The organism is Halomonas sp. JS92-SW72, from assembly GCF_003547075.1.
Taxonomy (GTDB): domain Bacteria; phylum Pseudomonadota; class Gammaproteobacteria; order Pseudomonadales; family Halomonadaceae; genus Halomonas; species Halomonas alkalicola.
The window spans coordinates 540,175-560,257 of record NZ_CP032147.1 but is presented as its reverse complement, the minus strand read 5'-3'; the positions used below and the strand labels follow the sequence as shown (position 1 = coordinate 560,257).

Annotated in this window: 19 protein-coding genes; 10 read left to right on the top strand and 9 right to left on the bottom strand. The window is 69.7% G+C overall.

Annotation, left to right across the window (positions count from 1 at the left end; all coding sequences use genetic code 11):
* Positions 1-52: 52 nt before the first annotated feature.
* The 9 genes from potA to hemA all read right to left on the bottom strand — a co-directional run bounded on the left by potA (position 53) and on the right by hemA (position 10,017).
* Positions 53-1,186 (bottom strand): polyamine ABC transporter ATP-binding protein, encoded by a 1,134-nt coding sequence (gene potA, locus D1793_RS02650; RefSeq protein WP_240407755.1) that lies wholly within the window; start codon positions 1,184-1,186, stop codon positions 53-55.
* Between the two features lie 55 nt (positions 1,187-1,241).
* The gene (locus D1793_RS02645) at positions 1,242-2,348 is read right to left on the bottom strand and encodes a polyamine ABC transporter substrate-binding protein (protein WP_119020761.1); all 1,107 of its coding nucleotides are present in this window, start codon (positions 2,346-2,348) and stop codon (positions 1,242-1,244) included.
* A gap of 107 nt (positions 2,349-2,455) precedes the next feature.
* Positions 2,456-3,802, bottom strand: a complete 1,347-nt coding sequence (locus D1793_RS02640) for a glutamine synthetase family protein (protein WP_119020760.1) — start codon at positions 3,800-3,802, stop codon at positions 2,456-2,458.
* Between the two features lie 36 nt (positions 3,803-3,838).
* Positions 3,839-5,146, bottom strand: a complete 1,308-nt coding sequence (locus D1793_RS02635) for an FAD-binding oxidoreductase (protein ID WP_119020759.1) — start codon at positions 5,144-5,146, stop codon at positions 3,839-3,841.
* Between the two features lie 211 nt (positions 5,147-5,357).
* A complete protein-coding gene (gene moeB / locus D1793_RS02630) occupies positions 5,358-6,104 on the bottom strand; it encodes a molybdopterin-synthase adenylyltransferase MoeB (protein ID WP_119020758.1) in 747 nt (248 codons plus the stop codon).
* A gap of 2 nt (positions 6,105-6,106) precedes the next feature.
* Positions 6,107-6,607 (bottom strand): Lrp/AsnC ligand binding domain-containing protein, encoded by a 501-nt coding sequence (locus D1793_RS02625; RefSeq protein ID WP_119020757.1) that lies wholly within the window; start codon positions 6,605-6,607, stop codon positions 6,107-6,109.
* A gap of 181 nt (positions 6,608-6,788) precedes the next feature.
* The gene (gene prmC, locus D1793_RS02620) at positions 6,789-7,649 is read right to left on the bottom strand and encodes a peptide chain release factor N(5)-glutamine methyltransferase (RefSeq protein ID WP_119020756.1); all 861 of its coding nucleotides are present in this window, start codon (positions 7,647-7,649) and stop codon (positions 6,789-6,791) included.
* The gene (gene prfA, locus D1793_RS02615) at positions 7,649-8,740 is read right to left on the bottom strand and encodes a peptide chain release factor 1 (RefSeq protein ID WP_119020755.1); all 1,092 of its coding nucleotides are present in this window, start codon (positions 8,738-8,740) and stop codon (positions 7,649-7,651) included. The genes prmC and prfA overlap by 1 nt, the downstream gene beginning before the upstream one ends.
* 8 nt (positions 8,741-8,748) lie before the next feature.
* Complete coding sequence (gene hemA, locus D1793_RS02610) at positions 8,749-10,017, bottom strand: glutamyl-tRNA reductase (RefSeq protein WP_119020754.1); 1,269 nt, start codon at positions 10,015-10,017, stop codon at positions 8,749-8,751.
* A 162-nt stretch (positions 10,018-10,179) separates the two neighbouring features.
* Between hemA and D1793_RS02605 the strand changes: the two genes are divergently transcribed.
* The 10 genes from D1793_RS02605 (at position 10,180) to D1793_RS02560 (ending at position 19,944) form a co-directional block, all read left to right on the top strand.
* Positions 10,180-11,940 (top strand): tetratricopeptide repeat protein, encoded by a 1,761-nt coding sequence (locus tag D1793_RS02605; protein ID WP_119020753.1) that lies wholly within the window; start codon positions 10,180-10,182, stop codon positions 11,938-11,940.
* Positions 11,941-11,977: 37 nt separating this feature from the next.
* Complete coding sequence (lolB, locus tag D1793_RS02600) at positions 11,978-12,595, top strand: lipoprotein insertase outer membrane protein LolB (protein WP_119020752.1); 618 nt, start codon at positions 11,978-11,980, stop codon at positions 12,593-12,595.
* 4 nt (positions 12,596-12,599) lie between these two features.
* The gene (gene ispE, locus D1793_RS02595) at positions 12,600-13,487 is read left to right on the top strand and encodes a 4-(cytidine 5'-diphospho)-2-C-methyl-D-erythritol kinase (RefSeq protein ID WP_119020751.1); all 888 of its coding nucleotides are present in this window, start codon (positions 12,600-12,602) and stop codon (positions 13,485-13,487) included.
* Between the two features lie 28 nt (positions 13,488-13,515).
* Entirely contained in the window at positions 13,516-14,457 is a 942-nt protein-coding gene (locus D1793_RS02590) for a ribose-phosphate pyrophosphokinase (protein WP_169957852.1), read from the top strand.
* A 108-nt stretch (positions 14,458-14,565) separates the two neighbouring features.
* Positions 14,566-15,201 (top strand): 50S ribosomal protein L25/general stress protein Ctc, encoded by a 636-nt coding sequence (locus D1793_RS02585; RefSeq protein WP_119020749.1) that lies wholly within the window; start codon positions 14,566-14,568, stop codon positions 15,199-15,201.
* Positions 15,202-15,300: 99 nt separating this feature from the next.
* On the top strand, positions 15,301-15,888 hold the full coding sequence (pth, locus tag D1793_RS02580; RefSeq protein ID WP_119020748.1) for an aminoacyl-tRNA hydrolase: 588 nt from the start codon (positions 15,301-15,303) through the stop codon (positions 15,886-15,888).
* A gap of 74 nt (positions 15,889-15,962) precedes the next feature.
* Positions 15,963-17,054, top strand: coding sequence for a redox-regulated ATPase YchF (ychF, locus tag D1793_RS02575; RefSeq protein WP_119020747.1), 1,092 nt, complete (start codon positions 15,963-15,965; stop codon positions 17,052-17,054).
* A 146-nt stretch (positions 17,055-17,200) separates the two neighbouring features.
* Positions 17,201-17,602, top strand: a complete 402-nt coding sequence (gene msrB / locus D1793_RS02570) for a peptide-methionine (R)-S-oxide reductase MsrB (RefSeq protein WP_119020746.1) — start codon at positions 17,201-17,203, stop codon at positions 17,600-17,602.
* Between the two features lie 94 nt (positions 17,603-17,696).
* Positions 17,697-18,665, top strand: coding sequence for a ribosome biogenesis GTPase YlqF (gene ylqF, locus D1793_RS02565; protein ID WP_119020745.1), 969 nt, complete (start codon positions 17,697-17,699; stop codon positions 18,663-18,665).
* 49 nt (positions 18,666-18,714) lie between these two features.
* Positions 18,715-19,944, top strand: coding sequence for a pyridoxal phosphate-dependent aminotransferase (locus D1793_RS02560; protein WP_119020744.1), 1,230 nt, complete (start codon positions 18,715-18,717; stop codon positions 19,942-19,944).
* Positions 19,945-20,083: the final 139 nt, after the last annotated feature.

Here is a 20,083-nt window from a genome sequence, read left to right as displayed (position 1 = left end):
GTATCTGGCGCATTCTTGCCGGGCTCACTTATGCAGGGCCTATTCGTTCAGCTCACTCATGCAACACCACGGCGCTCATCTCGTCCCAGCTGACGTAGACCGTCTCGTCCCAGTCGGGGCGGTCGCCGCGACGCTCCACGTTGGCCAGGCTCGCCTTGACCAGGGCGCCGGCCTCGGTGCGTACGTAGTAGACCGAGAGCCCGCCCAGGTAGGCGATATCCTCCACCGTGCCGGCGGTCCAGTTGTGCTCGCCCTCTGGCCGCGTGCGGGTGAGCGTGGTCTTCTCCGGGCGAATGGCCACCCACACCCGGCGCTCGTCGGCCTGGGTCGAGACCCCGTGGCCGATGCGGATATCGCGACCGAGTGCCGGGCTTGCGATGATGCAGTGGTCGGCCTCGTCGACGCGGATCTCCCCCTCGAAGAGGTTCACGGTGCCCACGAACTCCGCCACCATGCGACTCGCCGGGCTCTCGTAGACGTCCATGGGGCTGCCCACCTGGGCGATCCAGCCATCCGACATGATCGCCACGCGATCGGCCATGGTCATCGCTTCCTCCTGGTCGTGGGTCACCATGATGCAGGTCACCCCCACCCGCTCGAGGATCGCCACCACCTCGAGCTGCATCTCGGTGCGCAGCTTCTTGTCCAGCGCCCCCATGGGCTCGTCGAGAAGCAGCAGCTTCGGCCGCTTGGCCAGCGAGCGGGCCAGGGCCACCCGCTGGCGCTGCCCCCCGGAGAGCTGGTGAGGGCGACGCCGGGCGAAGCCCTCCATGTGCACAAGCTTGAGCATCTCGGCCACCCGCTGCTCGATCTCGGCCCGTGGCAGGCGGTCCTGCTTGAGCCCGAAGGCGATGTTCTGGGCCACCGTCATGTGGGGGAAGAGCGCGTAGGACTGGAACATCATGTTGATCGGCCGCTCATGGGGCGGCATGGCGGTGATGTCCTGACCGTCGAGCAGGATCTGGCCCTCGCTTGGCGTCTCGAACCCCGCCAGCATGCGCAGCAGGGTCGACTTGCCGGAGCCCGAGCCGCCCAGCAGGGCGAAGATCTCGCCCTGGCGGATGGTCAGGTTGACGTCGTCCACCGCCAGGGCGCCGTCGAAGCGCTTGCTGATGCGGCGGATCTCGACCAGCGCCTCGCCGGTGCGTCGCCCGGGTGGACGCGCCGCGGTCTGGTTCTGTGGCATCGGCATCTCCTCTCTCGAACTGCCCGCGGCATCCCTCGCCGCGGGCATCACGGGCTCAGCGCCCCGACTTGACGCGGTTCCAGACCCGGGTGCGCACGCGCTGCACGGCCAGCGGCTTCTCCTCGGCCACGTAGAGGTTGTCCATCACCTCCTGGTCGGGATAGATCGCCGGGTCGTCGCGGATGGCCGGATCGAGGAAGGCGTTGGCCGCCAGGTTGGGGTTGGCGTAGACCACGTACTCGGTGATCGCGGCGGCGATCTCGGGCTCCAGGATGAAGTTGATGAAGGCGTGGGCGTTGTCTGGGTTCGGCGCATCGGCGGGGATCGCCATCATGTCGAACCAGAGCGCGGCGCCCTCCTTGGGGATGCTGTAGCGGATGGTGAAGTCGCGGCCCGCCTCCTCGGCGCGGTCGGCGGCCTGGAAGATGTCGCCGGAGTAGCCCGCCGCCACGCAGATGTCGCCGTTGGCGAGATCGGTGATGTAGCGCGAGGAGTGGAAGTAGGTGACGTTGTCGCGCACCGCGGCGATCAGGTCGCCGGCGGCCTCCAGGTCGGCACTCTCCTCGGAGAGCGGCGAGAGCCCCAGGTAGGCCATGGCCGGCGAGAGCATCTCGTCGCCGGAGTCGAGCATGGAAATGCCGCAGCCCCCCTCGCGCAGGGCGGTGGTGATCTCGGGATCGAAGAGCAGCGCCCAGGAGTCCACCGGGGCGTCGTCGCCGAGGATCGCAAGGACCCGCTCCTCGATGTAGCCGATGCCGTTGGTGCCCCACATGTAGGGCACCGAGTAGCGGCTGCCCGGGTCAACGAATTCCAGATCGTCCATCAGCTCCGGGTTGAGGTTGGCCATGTTGGGCAGCTTGTCATGGTCGAGCTCCCGATAGACCCCGGCGCTGATGTGGCGGGTCAGGTAGTGGTTGGAGGGCACCACCACGTCATAGCCAGAACGGCCCGCCAGCAGGGCCGCATCGAGCACCTCGTTGCTGTCGTAGACGTCGTAGATCACCTCGATGCCGGTGGCCTCGGTGAACTTCTCCAGGGTGTCCGGCGCGATGTAGTCCGACCAGTTGTAGATCCGTACCTCGCCCGCCGCCTGGGCGGCGGCGGCACCCAGCGCCAGGCCGGCGGCGGCCACGGCCAGTGAGAGTCGCTTGGCTTGCATCATCCTGATCACCTCTTCGGTCGCTTGTTGTTATCGGTTGCCCTGGTCCGGGCCCGATGAAGCCAGCGTAGCGGCCCGCTTCGGGGGCGGTCTCAACGCTGGGGTGCGCATCAGACACTCAGCAGCAGGAATTCCCGCTCCCAGGAGCTGATCACGCGCTTGAAGTTCTCGTTCTCCACCCGCTTGACCGCCACGAAGCCGGTCACGAACTTGCTGCCCATGTAGGTCTCGAGCTCGGCGCAGTGCTCCATGCGCTCCAGCGCCTGCTCCAGGGTGAAGGGCAGGCGCAGGTTGCGGCGCTCGAAGGCGCGCCCCTGCACCGGGGCCGAGGGGTTGAGCTTCTGGATCATCCCCAGGTAGCCGCACAGCAGGGACGCCGCGATGGCCAGGTAGGCGTTGGCGTCGGCCCCCGGCAGGCGGTTCTCGACCCGGCGGTTCTGGGGGCTGGAGTCGGGCACCCGCAGGCCGCAGGTGCGGTTCTCCTCCCCCCACTCCACGTTGACCGGCGCCGAGGTGTCGGGCAGGAAGCGGCGGAAGGAGTTGACGTTGGGGGCCATCAGCGGCAGCGCCTCGGGAATGAACTTCTGCAGCCCGCCGATATGGTGCAGGAAGAGCTGGCTCATGGTGCCGTCGGCGTTGGAGAAGACGCTCTTGCCGCTCTTCGCGTCCAGCACGCTCTGATGGATGTGCATGGCGCTGCCCGGCTCATTGGTCACCGGCTTGGCCATGAAGGTGGCGGCCACGTCGTGCTTGAGCGCCGCCTCGCGCATGGTGCGCTTGAACAGGAAGACCTGGTCGGCCAGGGTCAGCGGGTCGCCGTGACGGAAGTTGATCTCCATCTGGGCGGTGCCCTCCTCGTGGATCAGGGTGTCGATATCCAGCCCCTGGGCCTCGCACCAGTCGTACATGTCCTCGAAGAGCGGGTCGAACTCGTTGGCGGCGTCGATGGAGAAGGACTGGCGGCCGGTCTCCTGGCGGCCGCTGCGGCCGATGGGCGGCTGCAGCGGGAGGTCGGGGTCCTCGCAGCGCTTGGTGAGGTAGAACTCCATCTCGGGGGCCACGATGGGGCGCCAGCCCTGCTCGGCGTAGAGCGCCAGCACGCGCTTGAGCTGGTTGCGGGCGGAGAGCTCGATGGGATTGCCCATCTTGTCGAAGCAGTCGTGGATCACCTGAGCAGTGGGCTCGAGCGCCCAGGGGACCGGGTAGGCCGCCCCCGCATCAGGCTTGCAGACCATGTCGATATCGGCGGGGTCGAGCAGCGAGTAGTAGATGTCGTCCTCGACGTAGTCGCCGGTCACCGACTGCAGCAGCACGCTCTCCGGCAGGCGCATACCCTTCTCGGCCACGAACTTCGATACCGGGGTGATCTTGCCGCGGGCGATGCCGGTGATATCCGTCACCAGGCACTCCACCTCGGTGATGCGTCGCTCCTTCAGCCAGCTTTCCAGGTCTTTCATGGGAACCTCGTCAGTCGCCCGGGGCCCGGGCGCTCGTCATAGTCGATCGCGCAGCTTGTAGAAGGCGGTGGCCAGCACCAGCAGCGGCGTGCGCAGCCGCTCTCCGCCGGGAAAGCGCCGGTGGGGCATGGCGGCGAAGGCGTCGAAGCGCTCGCACTGGCCGGCCACCGCCTCCGCCATCAGCTTGCCGGCCAGCCCCGCCAGCGCCATGCCGTGGCCGGAGTAGCCCTGGGCATAGTAGAGCGTCTGGCCGATGCGGCCGAAGTCCGGCGCCCGGTTGAGGGTGATGGCCACCTCGCCGCCCCAGCGGTAGTCGATCGCGACGCCACGCAGCACCGGGAAGAGCCGGGCGATCTTGGCGTCCATGCGCGCCTGAAGACCCCTGGGCTCACGCCCGGTATAGCTCACCTCGCCGCCGTAGATCAGCCGCCGGTCGGCGGAGAGACGATAGTAGTCGAGCACGAAGTTGGCGTCCGAGAGGGCATCGTTCTTCGGCAGCACCCGGGCGGCGCGTTCGGCGCCGAGGGGCTCGGTGGCGATGAGGTAGTTGGCGGCGCGCATCACCCGGCCCGCGAGCTCCGGCACCAGGCGGTGCCGGAAGGCATTGGTGCCCAGCACCACGATGTCGGCGGTGACGCTGCCACCGGGCGTAACCACCCGGTGGGGGATGCCGCGCTCGATCGCCAGGGCCGGGCTGCCCTCGTGGAGCACCGCGCCGGCGAGGCGGGCGGCGCGGGCCAGCCCCAGGGTGTAGTTGAGCGGGTGCAGGTGCCCCGCCTCGCTCTCGTGGAGGGCGCCGGGATAGACATCGCTGACCACCCGCTCGCGCAGGGCCTCGCCCTCGAGCCAGGTCAGCGCCTCGTAGCCGTAGTCGCGGGCCAGGCGGTCGCGGAAGGCCTTGAGCTCGCGCACGTGGCGCGGCTTCACCGCGGCGTGCAGGTAGCCCCAGGCGAGATCGCAGGGGATGGCATGGCGCTCGACGAGCTCGGCGGTGAGCGCCACCGCCTCGCGGCTCATGGCCCAGATGTCACGGGCGGCGCCGAGGCCCAGCGCCCGCTCCACGGTGGCGATGTCGGTGCCGAGCCCCGGCAGGATCTGGCCACCGCTGCGCCCGGAGGCACCGAAGCCGATCTCGCTGGCCTCCAGCAGCACCACCGAATAGCCCCGCTCGGCCAGGTGCAGCGCCGCCGAGCAGCCGGTGATCCCGCCTCCGATCACACAGACGTCGGCACGCACCTCCCCCGCCAGCGGGGGGCAGGGGCCTAGGTCGACGGCGATGGAGTCGCGGTACCAGGAAGCGGGACGCCGATCGAGGCTGGAAGGGGGGGTCGCCGATGCGGTCATGCGCAGTGCGCTCGTTGTTGTGGGATGGAGGGCCGTGCGGCTCTTCTCTTGGAACAGTTTGACATCAGCCGCCGCGAGATTGTCAAGTATTCAACAACAACGCCACGCCTGACCGCCGGGCAAGAGTCACCGAAAGCCCGCCATCCTGGCCGTCAGATCCCATCCGCGACGTCACAGGCGTCAAGAAATGACGACCAGCAGCCGCCAGGCCTCAGCCACCGCAGACCGGGCAGGCGGGATCCCGGGGCACCTTGAAGTGGCGCCACTGGCCGGTGAGACCGTCGAAGGTAGAGAGCCCGCGGTGGGGGGTGCCGGCCCCGCTGAGCAGCTTGATCGCCTCCAGCGCCTGGAAGCTGCCGATCAGCCCCACCAGAGGGGCCACCACGCCGCTCTCGGCGCAGGAGAGCGCCTCGTCGCCGCGATCGTCCGGGGGGTAGAGGCAGGCGTAGCAGGGGCCGTCGGGATCGCGGGGGTCGAACACCGCCAGCTGCCCCGAGAAGCGGATCGCCGCCCCGGAGACCAGCAGCACGCCGGCCGCGCGGCAGGCGGCGTTGATGGCGTAGCGGCTGGAGAAGCGATCGGTGCAGTCGAGCACCACGTCGGCCTCGGCCACCGCCGCGGCCATGGCCTCGCCCTCGAGATGAGCGGTCAGGGTCTCGATCGCACAGCCGGGGTTCAAGGCCCGCGCCGAGTCCCGGGCGGACTCGGCCTTGTTGCGTCCCAGGTCCGCCTCGCCGTGGGCGATCTGGCGCTGCAGGTTGGAGAGTTCCACCGCGTCGGCATCGGCCAGCGTCAGCCGCCCCACCCCGGCAGCGGCCAGGTAGAGGGCCACCGGGGAGCCGAGCCCGCCGGCGCCCACCACCAGGGCCCGGCCGGCCAGCAGCCGCTCCTGCCCCTCGATGTCGATCTGGGCCAGCATGATCTGGCGGCTGTAGCGCAGCAGGTCGGCGTCGTGCATGGTCACTTGTCCTCGAACTCCTCGATGTCGGGCACGTGGAGGGCGAACTCCTCCTTCACCTCCTCCATCACTACATAGCTCTTGGACTCCTTGACCCCCGGCAGGGTCAGTACCACGTCGCCGAGCAGCTGTCGGTAGGCGGCCATCTCGGGGATGCGGCACTTCAGGATATAGTCGAACTGCCCGGAGACCAGGTGGCACTCCTGAATCTGCGGCAGCTTGGCCACGGCGCGACGGAACTCGTCGAACACCGCCGGCGACTGGGTCTCCAGGCTGATCTCCACGAACACCAGCAGGTTGGCCTTGAGCGCCCGGGGGTCGAGCACCGCCTTGTAGCCGCGGATCACGCCCGCGCGCTCCAGGCGCTTGACCCGTTCGAGACAGGGCGTGGTGGAGAGCCCCACCTGGGCGGCGAGGTCGACGTAGGAGATGCGGGCGTTCTCCTGCAGGCAGCGCAGGATCTTGAGGTCGATGCGGTCGAGGGCACGGGACTTGGCTTTCATGGGGGTGGCGGCTGCTCGGTCTCGGGAGTGGCAGAACGTGCCGGCGCGACGGTCGATCGGACTGAAAACCACCGCCAGGAGAGCGGCATTGTGGTCTTCAGGCATGAAATCACGGCGGCTTTAGGTGTTATTTTCTGATCAAGGTGTACCACACCGCCGCCGATCACCGCCAGTTGAACCCTCAACGCCCCGGCCAGCGCCCCAGGCTGACCCGCTCGAGGCCGGCCAGGTCGCAGCGGGTCGCCACCTCGTCATAGCCGGCATCGATCATGGCCTGGCGCACCGCCCCGCCCTGCTCGGCGCCGTGCTCGAGCATCAGCCAGCCCGCCACGGCCAGGTGCTCCCGGGCCGTGCGCACCAGGTGATGGAGGTCGGCCAGGCCGCCGTCGCCGGCCACGAGGGCGCTTGCCGGTTCGAAGCGCACGTCACCACGGGCCAGGTGCGGGTCGTCGTCGGCGAGATAGGGGGGATTGGAGACGATCAGGTCGAAGCGCTCGGCACTCTCGCCCTCCGCGGGGGCCAGGGCGCTGAACCAGTCGCTGTGACGAAAGGCGGCGTTGGCGATGGCGAGCCGCGCGGCGTTGCGGCGGGCGAGCGCCACCGCCTCGGGGCGCAGGTCCACCCCCAGCACCCGCCAGCCCGGCCGCTCGCTGGCGAAGGCGAGCGCGATGGCGCCGGTGCCGGTGCCGAGATCCAGCAGGCGCCCGCCGGCCGCGCCCGCCTTCTCCAGGGCGGCCTCGACCAGGATCTCGGTATCGGGGCGCGGGATCAGGGTGCTCGGCTCGGTGGCCAGGCGCAACCCCCAGAACTCCCGTTCTCCGGTGAGGTAGGCCACCGGCTCCCCCGCCTCGCGGCGCGCCAGCAGGGCGGCGAAGCGCTCGGCCGTGGCGGGGTCCGCCTCGCGATCCCCCCAGGTGTAGAGCCAGGTGCGATCGACCTCGAGCAGGTGGCAGAGCAGCACCTCGGCGTCGAGGCGCGGGGTGGGCGAGCCGGCCGCCGCCAGGCGCGCCGCCGACGCCACCAGCAGGGCATCGAGGCGCATCAGCTCTCCTGCTGCAGGGCGGCGAGCTGCTCCGCCTGGTACTCGTGGATCAGCGGCTCGATCACCTCGTCGAGCTGCTCGCCGCCGATCACCTCGGCCAGCTTGTAGAGGGTCAGGTTGATGCGGTGGTCGGTGACCCGCCCCTGGGGGAAGTTGTAGGTGCGGATGCGCTCGCTGCGATCGCCGGAGCCCACCAGGCTCTTGCGCTCGTCGGCCTGGGCCTGGCGGCGCGACTCAACGGCGCTCTGCTTGAGGCGCGCGGCGAGCAGCGACATCGCCTTGGCGCGGTTCTTGTGCTGGCTGCGCTCCTCCTGGCACTCCACCACCACGCCGCTGGGCAGGTGGGTGATGCGTATCGCGGAGTCGGTGGTGTTGACGTGCTGGCCGCCGGCGCCGCTGGAGCGGAAGGTGTCGACCCGCAGGTCGGCGGGGTTGATGTCGATATCGCCCACCGCATCGGCCTCGGGCATCACCGCCACGGTGCAGGCGGAGGTATGGATGCGCCCCTGGGACTCGGTGGCCGGGACCCGCTGCACCCGGTGGGCGCCGGACTCGAACTTGAGCCGCGCGTAGACCCCCTCGCCCTTGATGCGCGAGATGATCTCCTTGTAGCCGCCCTGCTCGCCGTGGCTGGCGCTCACCACCTCGACCTTCCAGCCGTGCTGCTCGGCGTAGCGGGAGTACATGCGAAAGAGGTCACCGGCAAACAGCGCCGCCTCGTCGCCGCCGGTGCCGGCGCGCACCTCCAGGAAGACGCTGCGACCGTCGTCGGGATCCTTCGGCACCAGCAGCTGCTTGAGGCGCACCTCCATGGCCGCAAGCCTGTCGCGCCCCTCGGCCAGTTCCAGCTCGGCCAGCTCGCGCATCTCCGGGTCGCTGTCACCGGCGAGCTGCTCGGCGTCGGCGATATCGCCCTCCACGCCGCGGAACTCGCGCCAGGCCTCCACCAGGGGCTCGAGCTCGGCGTACTCGCGGGAATAGTCTCGGAAGCGGGGTTGGTCGCCGATCACCTCGGGCTCCGCCAGCAGGGCGGCGAGCTCCTCGAAGCGCTCGCCGAAGGCGTCGAGGCGCTGACGCAGGGAAGCTTTCATGGGTTGTCCTATCGGGTCTTGTCGGGGGCGGCGCCGAGCAGCAGGGCGCCGGCGGCCTCGAGCAGGTCGTGACGTTCGGCGGAGGCGGCCTCGCGCAGCGCCACGGTGGGGCTGTGCAGCAACCGGTTGGTGAGCTGGTGCGCCAGGCGGCGCACCACCGCCTCGGGGTCCTCGCCGCGGCCAAGCCGCATCAGGGCCTGCTCCAGGGAGCGGTCGCGCAGCGCCTCGCCCCGGGAGCGGAAGTCGTGGATCAGCTCGCCGCCGCCGCGGATGCGCCGCTCGTGGAGCCAGGCGCCGACCCCGTGCTCGATCAGCGATTCGGCCTGGTCGGCGGCCACCTGGCGGTGGCGGCGGTTCTCCTCGATCACCTCCTGAAGGTCATCGACGGAGTAGAGGAAGATGTCGGCGAGCCTGCCCACCTCGGGCTCGATGTCCCGGGGCACGGCGATGTCGACCATGAAGATGGGGCGGTGGCGGCGCGCCTTCAGCGCTCGCTCCACCATGCCCTTGCCGATGATCGGCAGCGGCGCCGCCGTGGAGGAGATGACGATATCGGCCTCCACCAGCGCCTCGGGAATGGCGTCCAGGGTGATGGCGCGCCCGCCCAGGCTGCCGGCCAGCAGCTCGGCGCGCTCCCGGGTGCGGTTGGCCACGGTGATCTGGCGCACGCCGGCCTCGAAGAGGTGGCGCGCCACCAGCTCGATGGTCTCGCCGGCGCCGATCAGCAGGGCCCGGGCGCGACCGAAGTCATCGAAGATGCGGCTGGCCAGGCTGACCGCCGCATAGGCCACGGAGACGGGGTTGCGACCGATACCGGTCTCGGTGCGCACCTGCTTGGCCACCGCGAAGGTGTGCTGGAAGAGGCACTCGAGCTCCTTGCCGAGCCCGCGAGCCTCGCGGCTGGCCTGATAGGCATCCTTGAGCTGGCCGAGGATCTGCGGCTCGCCGAGCACCATGGAGTCGAGGCCCACCGCCACCCGCATCAGGTGGCGGGCGGCCTCGTTATCGAGATAGTGATAGGCGCAGGTCGAGAGATCCGCCACCGGCAGGCCATGGAAGCGACCCAGCCAATCGAGGATCGCCATCTCCCCCTGGGGCTCGGTGACGCAGTAGAGCTCGGTACGATTGCAGGTCGAGAGAACCGCTGCTTCCTTGACCTGGGGCAAACCGCGCAGCTCGCCGAGCGCCGTTTCCAGCTGGGCGGGGGTAAAGGCCACCTGCTCGCGCACCTCGACGGTGGCGGTTCGATGGTTGATTCCTAGGGCAAGCAGCGTCATCCGTCGGGCATCTTTGCTAGTGGTGGCCGGCCTTGGCGGCGTCCTGATCATTGGGCGTGGATTCTACCATAGCGTCGCCCGCTTGGCCGCCTACGGTGGTGCGCTTTGCCCACGCCGGTCAAGCCGTTATGCTGACCCCTCGGCCCTGCCAGCGAGAACCCCATGCCTGCCGCTCTTCCCTCGTCACTTCGCCCGCTCTCCGCCCGCCTGGCCCCGCTGGCGCTGGCCATGCTGCTCGCCGGCTGCCAGACGCTGTCGGCCGTGGGCGGGGCGGGCGAGCCGCTGGACGACCCGCTGGCCGGCGCGCCCCCCATCGAGCGCGGCCTGGACGCCGAAGGACTGGCCGGCCTGCTCACCGCGGAGCTTGCCGGCCAGCGCGGCGACTACCGCCGCGCCGCCCTGGGCTATCTGGCGGCCACCGAGCGCTACGCCACCCCGGCCCTGGCCGAGCGCGCCGCCCTGGCCGCCAGCTTCAGCAGCGACCGAGAACTACTGGCCCGGGCCGCCGACCGCTGGCAGGCGCTGGCCCCCGGCGCCGAGGCGCCCTCGCGGCTGCTCGCGGGCCTGGCGGTGCAGCGCGGCGACTGGCCCGATGCGCTGCGCCAGCGCCTGGCGCTGATCGAGCGCGGCAGCGAGAGTGACCTGACCGCCTTCGTCGAGGCGGCGCTTGGCGAGAACGCCGACCCGGCACCGCTGCTGGCGCTGCTCCGCCCCTGGCTGCCCCGCGCCCCCCAGGGCGCAGCCCGCCAGGACGCGGAGCTTGCCACCGCGCTGCTGGAGGTCTCCAGCGGCGACACCGCCGCCGCCGAGCGCCGCCTGGAACGGCTGGGCCAGAGTGCGCCGGAGTTGCCGGCGCTGTGGCTGACCCGGGCGCGCCTGGCCCAGGAGCGCGGCGACCACCGCGGCGCCCGCGAGGCGGCACGGCGGGGGCTGGCCATCTCGCCGGACGATGCCCGCTTCATCCTGCTGCTGGCCCAGAGCGAGCTGCGCCTGGGCAACGTGGCCGCCGCCGAGGCGAGCACGGACGCCCTGCTGGAGGATCACGCCGGCAACGCGGAGCTGCGCCTGGCACTGGCCCGCCTCTACCTCGAGGAGAGCGCCACCGAGGCCGCCCGCCGCCTGCTGCTGCCCCTGGTGGACGAGCCCGACACCCCGCCCATGGCCTTCTACCTGCTCGGCACCACCGCCGAGGCGGAGGGCGAGGTGGACAACGCCCTGCTCTACTACCGCCAGGTGGCACCGGGCCCCGAGTTCCTGGCGGCACGCCTGCGCGCCGCCGAGATGCTGATCGAGGATGATCGCCTGCTCGACGCCCGCGCCTTCCTGCGCATCGAGCGGCTGCGCCACGAGGTCCACTTCGCCGACCTGGTCAGCCTCGAGGTGGAGCTGCTGGGGCGCGAGGGGCTCGCCGACGAGGCCACCGCCCTGCTCGACCGCGAGCTCGACCGCACCCCCAACGACGAGCAGCTGCTCTATCTGCGCGCCATGCGCGCCTGGGAGGCCGGCGATCCAGAGGGGATGGAGCGCGACCTGGGGCGCATCATCGAGCGCAACCCGGACAACGCCATGGCCCTCAACGCCCTGGGCTACACCCTGGCCGACATGAACGTCACCGAGCGTCTCGACGAGGCGCGCGAGATGATCGAGCGCGCCCACGAACTCGACCCCGGCAACCCCGCCATCAAGGACAGCCTGGGCTGGGTCCACTATCGCCTGGGCGACCCCGAGCGCGCCCTGCCCTGGCTCGAGCGCGCCTATGCCCAGATGCCCGACCAGGAGATCGCCGCCCACCTGATCGAGGTGCTGTGGGCCCTGGAGCGGCGCGCCGAGGCCCGCGAGCGCCTGGCCGAGGCCCTCGAGCGCTTCGACGAGCGCCCGCTGGTCGATGACCTGCTGCGGCGCATCCCTGAGCTGGCCCGCTGAAGGCCCGACTCTCACCGACTACCGCCACGAGACACCCATGACGCCACGTTCCCTGACGACGCTGCTGATTCCCCTGCTCGCCCTGCTGCTGCTGGCCGGCTGTGCCGGCCGCACGCCCGCCCCGGATGGCCAGCGCGCCGCCGGCCAGTGGCAGGCCCAGGCCGAGCGCACCGAGGCCCTGGACACCTGGATCCTGGTGGCACGCGTCGGACTGCGCACCTCCCAGGACGGCACCAGCGCCAACCTCGACTGGAGCCAGCACCCCCACTACTACAGGATGCTGCTCAGCGGCCCCTTCGGCAGCGGGCGCAGCACCCTGGAGGGCCGCGAGGGGCGTTTCTCGCTGACCACCTCCGAGGGCCGCTTCGAGGCCGAGACCCCCGAGGCGCTGATGGAGGAGCAGCTCGGCTGGTCGCTGCCGATGGGCGCCCTGCAGGACTGGGTTCGCGGCCTGCCCGGCGCCGACAGCGACTACCGCCTGGAAGAGGACGACCTCGGCTTCCCCCAGCGGCTCGAGCAGGATGGCTGGGAGATCGACTATCGCGACTGGACACTGGCCGAGGAGCTCTGGCTGCCGCGCCGGCTGGTGATGACCTACGGCGACCTGCGCGTCACTCTGGTGGTCACCGACTGGCGCCCCGTCGTCGATGAGTAGGTCGATGAGCGAGCCCCTCGTCCTGCCGGCCCCGGCCAAGCTCAACCGCCTGCTGCATGTCGTCGGACGCCGTCCGGACGGCTACCACGAGCTGCAGACGCTGTTCCAGTTCCTCGACCACGGCGACACCCTGCGCTTCCAGCTTCGTGAGGATGGCGAGATCCGCCTGACCCCGGAGATTCCCGGGGTGTCCGCCGAGGAGAACCTGATCGTGCGCGCCGCCCGAGCACTGCAGGCCGAGAGCGGCTGCCGGCTGGGCGCCGAGATCCACCTCGAGAAGCGCCTGCCCCTGGGCGGCGGGCTGGGCGGCGGCAGCAGCGATGCCGCCACCGCCCTGCTCGGCCTCAATGCCCTGTGGCAGCTGGGGCTGACCCTGGACCGCCTGGCCGAGCTGGGGCTCGCCTTGGGCGCCGACGTGCCGGTGTTCGTGCGCGGCCACGCCGCCTGGGGAGAGGGAGTCGGCGAGCGCCTCACCCCCGTCGAGCTCGACACCCCCTGGTTCGTGGTGGTGCATCCCGGCGTGGCGATCTCCACCCCGGCCGTGTTCGGGGCCCCCGAATTGACACGCAACACCCCCCCGATTACCATGGCGCGCGCACTTCAGGGGGGTGCGTCGAGCTGGCGCAACGACTGCGAGGCCACGGTCAGGGCCCTCTATCCGCCCGTGGCGGAGGCGCTCGACTGGCTATCGGCACGAGCACCGGCCCTGCTGACCGGTACCGGCGCCTGCATCTTCGCCAGTCTGGCCAGCGAGGCCGAGGCCGACCGGCTGCTGGCCGAGATCGCCGGACGCTGGCCGGCCTTCAAGGCCCGCGGCCTGAACCGCTCCCCTCTCCATGATGTTCTGGAGCACGACGTCCTGGGCCATGACGCTGTGGAACTCGACTCCTGATGACCCAACCCTGCATAGGTGGCTGCGCGTGTCAAAATTGATGGTTTTCGCCGGGAACGCCAATCCCGAACTCGCCCGGAAGATCGCCGAGAGTCTGGACACCCGCATGGGCAACGCCACGGTCGGTCAGTTCAGCGACGGCGAGATCGCGGTCGAGATCAACGAGAACGTGCGCGGCAAGGACGTCTTCGTCCTCCAGTCCACCTGTGCACCGACCAATGACAACCTGATGGAGCTGGTGCTGATGGTGGACGCCCTGCGTCGCGCCTCGGCCCACCGCATCACCGCCGTGGTGCCCTACTTCGGCTACGCCCGTCAGGATCGTCGCGTGCGCTCCGCCCGCGTGCCCATCTCCGCCAAGATCGTCGCCGACATGCTGGTCAAGGCCGGCGTCGACCGGGTGATGACCATGGACCTGCACGCCGACCAGATCCAGGGCTTCTTCGACGTGCCGGTGGACAACGTCTACGGCTCGCCGATCCTGCTCGACGACATCGAGCGCCAGAACTACGAGAACCTGGTGGTGGTCTCCCCCGACGTGGGCGGCGTGGTGCGCGCACGCGCCATCGCCAAGCAGCTCAACGCCGATCTCGCCATCATCGACAAGCGTCGCCCCTCCGCCAACCAGGCCCAGGTGATGCACATCATCGGCGAGATCGAGGGGCGCAACTGCGTGGTGGTCGACGACATGATCGACACCGCCGGCACCCTGTGCAAGGCCGGCGAGGCCCTCAAGGACCACGGCGCCCAGCGCGTGGTGGCCTACGCCACTCACCCCATCCTCTCGGGGCCTGCGGTCGACAACATCGTCGGCTCGGTGCTCGACGAGGTGGTGGTCACCGATACCATTCCGCTCTCCGACAACGCACGCCGCTGTGGCCATATCCGCCAGCTCAGCGTGGCCGGGCTGATCGCCGAGGCGATCCGTCGGGTGAGCAACGAGGAATCCGTCAGCGCCATGTTCCACTGAGGCCCGCCTCGGGAACCGCGCCGGAAAGCGCCCTGCGGGGCAACTGGAAGCGTCACGGTCAGGTCGCGGGCCGCGGCGCCTTCCTTACTTCACTGAAGAGGCAATACCATGTCTGATTTTACCCTTAACGCCAGCGTTCGTAACGACCTGGGGAAAGGTGCGAGCCGCCGCCTGCGTCGTGCGAACCTCCAGGTGCCGGCCATCGTCTACGGTGGTGAGAAGGCGCCCCAGCCGATCTCCGTCGAGAAATCCGCCTTCTACAAGGCCGCCGAGAGCGAGTCCTTCTTCTCCTCCGTGATCAACCTGGTCATCGACGGCAAGAGCGAGCAGGTCGTGGTGCGTGACATGCAGCGTCACCCCTTCAAGCCGCTGATCACCCACGCCGACTTCCTGCGCGTGGACGCCACCCACGAGATCACCATCAACGTGCCGCTGCACGTGGTGGGCGAAGAGAAGTCCAAGGCCATCAAGGACAACGGCGGCGAGCTGCACGTGCTGGCCAACGAAGTCCAGATCAGCTGCCTGCCGAAGGACCTGCCGGACTTCCTGGAAGTGAACATCGCCGACGTCGAGCTGGGCTCCACCCTGCACCTGACCGACCTGGTCCTGCCGGCCGGCGTGACCCTGGTCGAGCTGACCCACGGCGAAGACCACAACCAGGCGATCCTCAGCATCACCAAGGCCAAGGTCCGCGGTGGCGAGGAAGCCGGTGAAGGCGAGGAAGGCGAGCAGGGCGAGGAGTAATCCTCACCGCTCCATCCGACCGTCCGGGGCCGTGCCAAGCACGGCCCCTTCCGGTTACGATCAAGCGCCCCGGCGCTTGATTTTTTTTGGAGGCAACCCATGAGTCAGGTCAGAGCGATCATCGGGCTGGGCAACCCCGGCGCCGACTATGAGGCCACCCGCCACAATGCCGGCGCCTGGCTGGTGGAGGCGGTGGCCCGCCGCGCGGGGGCCGAGCTGCGCCCCGACCGCAAGTTCCTCGGGCTCCATGCCCGGGTGCAGTTCGAGGGCTACGACCTCCACCTGCTCAACCCCACGACCTTCATGAACCGCAGCGGTGGCGCCGTGGCGGCCCTCTGCCAGTTCTACAAGATCGCCCCGGACGAGCTGCTGGTGGCCCACGACGAGCTGGACATCCCCCCCGGCACCGCCCGCTACAAGACCGGCGGCGGCCACGGCGGCCACAACGGGCTGCGCGACATCATCAGCGCCCTGGGCAACGAGCGCGGCTTCCACCGCCTGCGCCTCGGCATCGGCCACCCGGGCGATGCGAAACAGGTGACCCACTTCGTGCTGGGGCGCCCCGGCAAGGCCGAGCATGGCGCCATCGAGGCCGCCATCGACGAGTGCCTGGCCACCCTGCCCCAGGCGCTCGCCGGCGACTGGGTCAAGGCCATGAACCGGCTGCACAGTTTCAAGAGCGCCTAACGTTTCAAACACGCTTCGCCCGCGTAGAATAGACGCCACCTTCCAATCGCGAACACGCTTTCCAGGACGATCCCATGGGTTTCAACTGCGGTATCGTCGGCCTGCCCAACGTCGGCAAGTCGACCCTCTTCAATGCCCTCACCAAGTCCGGCATCGACGCCGAGAACTTCCCCTTCTGCACCATCGAGCCCAACGTCGGCATCGTGCCGATGCCCGACCCGCGCCTCGACCGGCTCGCCGAGATCGTCAAGCCGCAGAAGGTGCTGCCCACCACCATGGAGTTCGTCGACATCGCCGGGCTGGTGGCGGGCGCCTCCAAGGGCGAGGGGCTCGGCAACAAGTTCCTGGCCAACATCCGCGAGACCCAGGCCATCGCCCACGTGGTGCGCTGCTTCGACAACGACAACGTGATCCATGTCGCCAACCAGGTCGACCCGCGCGCCGACATCGAGATCATCAACATGGAGCTGGCGCTGGCCGACCTGGACACCGTGGAGCGTGCCATCCAGCGCCTGGTGCGAGTCGCCAAGGGCGGCGACAAGGAGGCCATCGCCACCAAGGCGATCCTCGAGCGCATCCAACCCCACCTGGCCGAGGGGATGCCACTGCGCAGCTTCGGCCTCGACGAGGACGACAAGAAGCAGCTCAAGGGCTTCGGCTTCCTGACCCTGAAGCCCACCATGTACATCGCCAACGTCAACGAGGACGGCTTCGAGGCCAACCCCTATCTGGACGTGGTGCGCGAGATCGCCGAGGCCGAGGGCGCCGTGGTGGTGCCGGTGTGCAACCAGCTCGAGGCGGAGATCGCCGAGCTCGATGACGAGGAGCGCGCCATGTTCCTCGACGAGATGGGCATGGAGGAGCCGGGCCTCGATCGGGTGATCCGCGCCGGCTACGCCCTGCTCGGCCTGCAGACCTACTTCACCGCCGGAGTGAAGGAGGTGCGCGCCTGGACCGTCAAGGTGGGCGCCACCGCCCCCGAGGCCGCCGGCGTGATCCACACCGACTTCCAGAAGGGCTTCATCCGCGCCGAGGTGATCGCCTACGACGACTTCGTGAGCCTGGGCGGCGAGCAGGGCGCCAAGGATGCCGGCAAGTGGCGCCTGGAGGGCAAGGAGTACATCGTCCAGGACGGCGACGTGATCCACTTCCGCTTCAACGTCTAGGCCCGCGGCCCCTCCCGAGCGCTCGCTCCGGCGAGCGCTCAGCGTTGAGCCGGCGTGATCCCCGGGCGGCCGTTGCCGGTCACATTCCTGCCGCGGGGTGCCACAATGAGAGGACCTCACAGGCCCCGACGACGAGGAGAGAGGCTATGCGAACCAAGATCGAGAAGAGCGAGGCCGAGTGGCGCCAGCAGCTGACGCCCGAGCAGTACCGTGTCACCCGCCAGCAGGGCACCGAACCGCCTTTCAGCGGGGACTACCGGGTCAGCGACGAGCACGGCATCTACCACTGCGTCTGCTGCAACGCCCCGCTGTTCGAGAACGAGCACAAGTTCGACGCCGGCTGCGGCTGGCCGAGCTTCGACAGGCCGCTCGGCCAGCATAGCCTCGAGGAGCGCCAGGACAGCTCCCACGGCATGCTGCGCACCGAGGTGGTCTGCGCCCGCTGCGATGCCCACCTGGGACACGTCTTTCCCGACGGCCCGCCGGACACCACCGGCCTGCGCTACTGCATCAACTCGGTGGCCATCGACTTCCACGCCGGGGAATAACGCCCCGGCGAGTCGCCGACCCCCTCATCCTGCCGCGGCCGCCCATCTGGTAAGATGGGCGGCCGTTCTTTTGGCTGACCCAAGTGAGGCCCCCATGCTCGGCTGGTACCCGGGACACATGCATAAGGCAAGGCGCCAGATCACCGAAGCGCTGCCGGAGATCGACGTGGTGATCGAGGTCCTCGACGCCCGCCTGCCCTACTCCAGCGCCAACCCCATGCTCGCCCAGCTGACCCGTCACAAGCCGGTGCTGAAGCTGCTGTCGCGGGCCGACCTGGCCGACCCGGCGCGCACCAAGGAGTGGGTGGCGTTCTTCGACGCCCAGCCCGACATGCGCGCGCTCGCCGTCACCACCACCAACGCCCGGGAGCTCAAGCGCATCCCCAAGCTCTGCCACGAGCTGGCGGGCCAGGTGCGCGCCGATCGCGACGTGCGGGTGATGGTGATGGGCATTCCCAACGTCGGCAAGTCGACCCTGATCAACGGCCTGGCCGGCAGGAGCATCGCCAAGACCGGCAACGAGCCCGCAGTGACCAAGCGCCAGCAGAAGGTGCGCATCGGCGGGCGCGTCGCCATCATCGACACCCCCGGGGTGCTGTGGCCCAAGATCGAGGACCAGGCCAGCGCCTATCGGCTGGCCGCCAGCGGCGCCATCCGCGATACCGCCATCGACTACGTCGACGTGGCGGTGGTCACCGCCGCCGAGCTGGCCCGCCGCTACCCCGAGGCGCTCACCGCGCGCTACAGGCTCAAGGCGCTGCCGGCCTACACGGCCAACCCCGAGGCCGAGCGGGTCGAGGCCGACGGCCCGGCGCGCGTGGACCTGCTGGCGCTGGCCGGCTTCGATGGCCACGCCATCCTGGCCGAGATCGCCAGCCGCCGCGGCGGCCTGCGCCCCGGCGGCGAGGTGGACCTGCACCGCGGCGCCGAGGTACTGCTCCACGAGCTGCGCGACGGCAAGCTCGGCCGCCTGACACTGGAGACCCCGGCGGATATTCCCCCCGAGCCCGTGGAAGAACCGGCCTGTGCCGAGGATGACGCCGGCCCCGACCACACCGCATAATCCCCCTTCGCCCGCCGCCCTGGACACTGGACACTGGACACCGAACGACATGGACACCACCCCGATCCGGAAATCGCACAAGCTGCACAACGTCTGCTATGACATCCGCGGCCCGGTGCTCGACCACGCCAAGCGGCTGGAAGAGGAAGGCCAGCGCATCCTCAAGCTCAACATCGGCAACCCCGCCCCGTTCGGCTTCGAGGCGCCGGAGGAGATCCTCCAGGATGTGATGCGCAACCTGCCCACCGCCCAGGGCTACTGCGACTCCAAGGGACTCTACTCGGCGCGCAAGGCGATCATGCAGGAGTGCCAGCGCAAGGAGATCCCCGGCGTCGGCATCGAGGACATCTACATCGGCAACGGCGTCTCCGAGCTGATCGTGATGGCCATGCAGGCGCTGCTCAACGACGGCGACGAGGTGCTGATCCCCGCGCCGGACTACCCGCTGTGGACCGCCGCCGCCAACCTCTCCGGGGGACGCGCCGTGCACTACCTGTGCGACGAGCAGGCCGACTGGGCGCCGGATCTCGACGATATCCGCAGCAAGGTGACCAGCCACACCCGGGCCATCGTGATCATCAACCCCAACAACCCCACCGGCGCCGTCTATCCGCCCGAGGTGGTGCGCGAGCTGCTGGAGATCGCCCGTCAGCACGACCTGGTGGTCTTCTCCGACGAGATCTACGACAAGATCCTCTACGACGGCGTCGAGCACGTCTCCACCGGCGCCCTGGCCGGCGAGGACCAACTGGTGGTGACCATGAACGGGCTCTCCAAGAGCTACCGCTGCGCCGGCTTCCGCTCCGGCTGGATGATCCTCTCCGGCAACCTCGCCAAGCAGCGCGCCGCCGACTTCATCCAGGGGCTGACCATGCTCGCCTCCATGCGCCTGTGTGCCAACGTGCCGGCCCAGCACGCCATCCAGACGGCGCTGGGCGGCTACCAGTCGATCAACGACCTGATCCTGCCCGGCGGGCGCCTGCTGGCCCAGCGCGATATCACCCATGAGAGGCTCAACGCCATCCCCGGCGTGAGCTGCGTCAAGCCCAAGGGAGCGCTCTACGCCTTCCCGCGGCTCGACCCCAAGGTCTACAACATCCGCGACGACCAGCAGCTGGTGCTCGACCTGCTGCTGCAGGAGAAGATCCTGCTGGTCCAGGGCACCGCCTTCAACTGGCCGGAGCCGGACCACGTGCGCATCGTCACCCTGCCCTGGGCCGACCAGCTCGGCGACGCCCTGGAGCGCTTCGAGCGCTTCCTGTCGCGCTATCGCCAGTAGTGGCGCAGGCCCGGCGCCCGCGGCGCTTGAAACCCGCGGGCCCCGGCCGTATCTAAGCCAAAGCTTCTGAACGCCGCGCCCCGGCACGGCACCTCACTTCGGACCCCCTTTCCCTCGATAACCATTGGAGACCCTGCAC

Bases quoted from the DNA above. Each gene is read 5' to 3' on its own strand.
- potA (WP_240407755.1), bottom strand. From the start codon at position 1,186: ATGCCACAGAACCAGACCGCGGCGCGTCCACCCGGGCGACGCACCGGC.
- D1793_RS02560 (WP_119020744.1), top strand. From the start codon at position 18,715: ATGGACACCACCCCGATCCGGAAATCGCACAAGCTGCACAACGTCTGC.
- D1793_RS02605 (WP_119020753.1), top strand. From the start codon at position 10,180: ATGCCTGCCGCTCTTCCCTCGTCACTTCGCCCGCTCTCCGCCCGCCTG.
- D1793_RS02635 (WP_119020759.1), bottom strand. From the start codon at position 5,146: ATGACCGCATCGGCGACCCCCCCTTCCAGCCTCGATCGGCGTCCCGCT.
- msrB (WP_119020746.1), top strand. From the start codon at position 17,201: ATGCGAACCAAGATCGAGAAGAGCGAGGCCGAGTGGCGCCAGCAGCTG.
- prfA (WP_119020755.1), bottom strand. From the start codon at position 8,740: ATGAAAGCTTCCCTGCGTCAGCGCCTCGACGCCTTCGGCGAGCGCTTC.
- ychF (WP_119020747.1), top strand. From the start codon at position 15,963: ATGGGTTTCAACTGCGGTATCGTCGGCCTGCCCAACGTCGGCAAGTCG.
- prmC (WP_119020756.1), bottom strand. From the start codon at position 7,649: ATGCGCCTCGATGCCCTGCTGGTGGCGTCGGCGGCGCGCCTGGCGGCG.
- hemA (WP_119020754.1), bottom strand. From the start codon at position 10,017: ATGACGCTGCTTGCCCTAGGAATCAACCATCGAACCGCCACCGTCGAG.
- moeB (WP_119020758.1), bottom strand. From the start codon at position 6,104: ATGCACGACGCCGACCTGCTGCGCTACAGCCGCCAGATCATGCTGGCC.
- ispE (WP_119020751.1), top strand. From the start codon at position 12,600: ATGAGCGAGCCCCTCGTCCTGCCGGCCCCGGCCAAGCTCAACCGCCTG.
- D1793_RS02585 (WP_119020749.1), top strand. From the start codon at position 14,566: ATGTCTGATTTTACCCTTAACGCCAGCGTTCGTAACGACCTGGGGAAA.
- lolB (WP_119020752.1), top strand. From the start codon at position 11,978: ATGACGCCACGTTCCCTGACGACGCTGCTGATTCCCCTGCTCGCCCTG.
- D1793_RS02645 (WP_119020761.1), bottom strand. From the start codon at position 2,348: ATGATGCAAGCCAAGCGACTCTCACTGGCCGTGGCCGCCGCCGGCCTG.
- D1793_RS02640 (WP_119020760.1), bottom strand. From the start codon at position 3,802: ATGAAAGACCTGGAAAGCTGGCTGAAGGAGCGACGCATCACCGAGGTG.
- ylqF (WP_119020745.1), top strand. From the start codon at position 17,697: ATGCTCGGCTGGTACCCGGGACACATGCATAAGGCAAGGCGCCAGATC.
- D1793_RS02625 (WP_119020757.1), bottom strand. From the start codon at position 6,607: ATGAAAGCCAAGTCCCGTGCCCTCGACCGCATCGACCTCAAGATCCTG.
- pth (WP_119020748.1), top strand. From the start codon at position 15,301: ATGAGTCAGGTCAGAGCGATCATCGGGCTGGGCAACCCCGGCGCCGAC.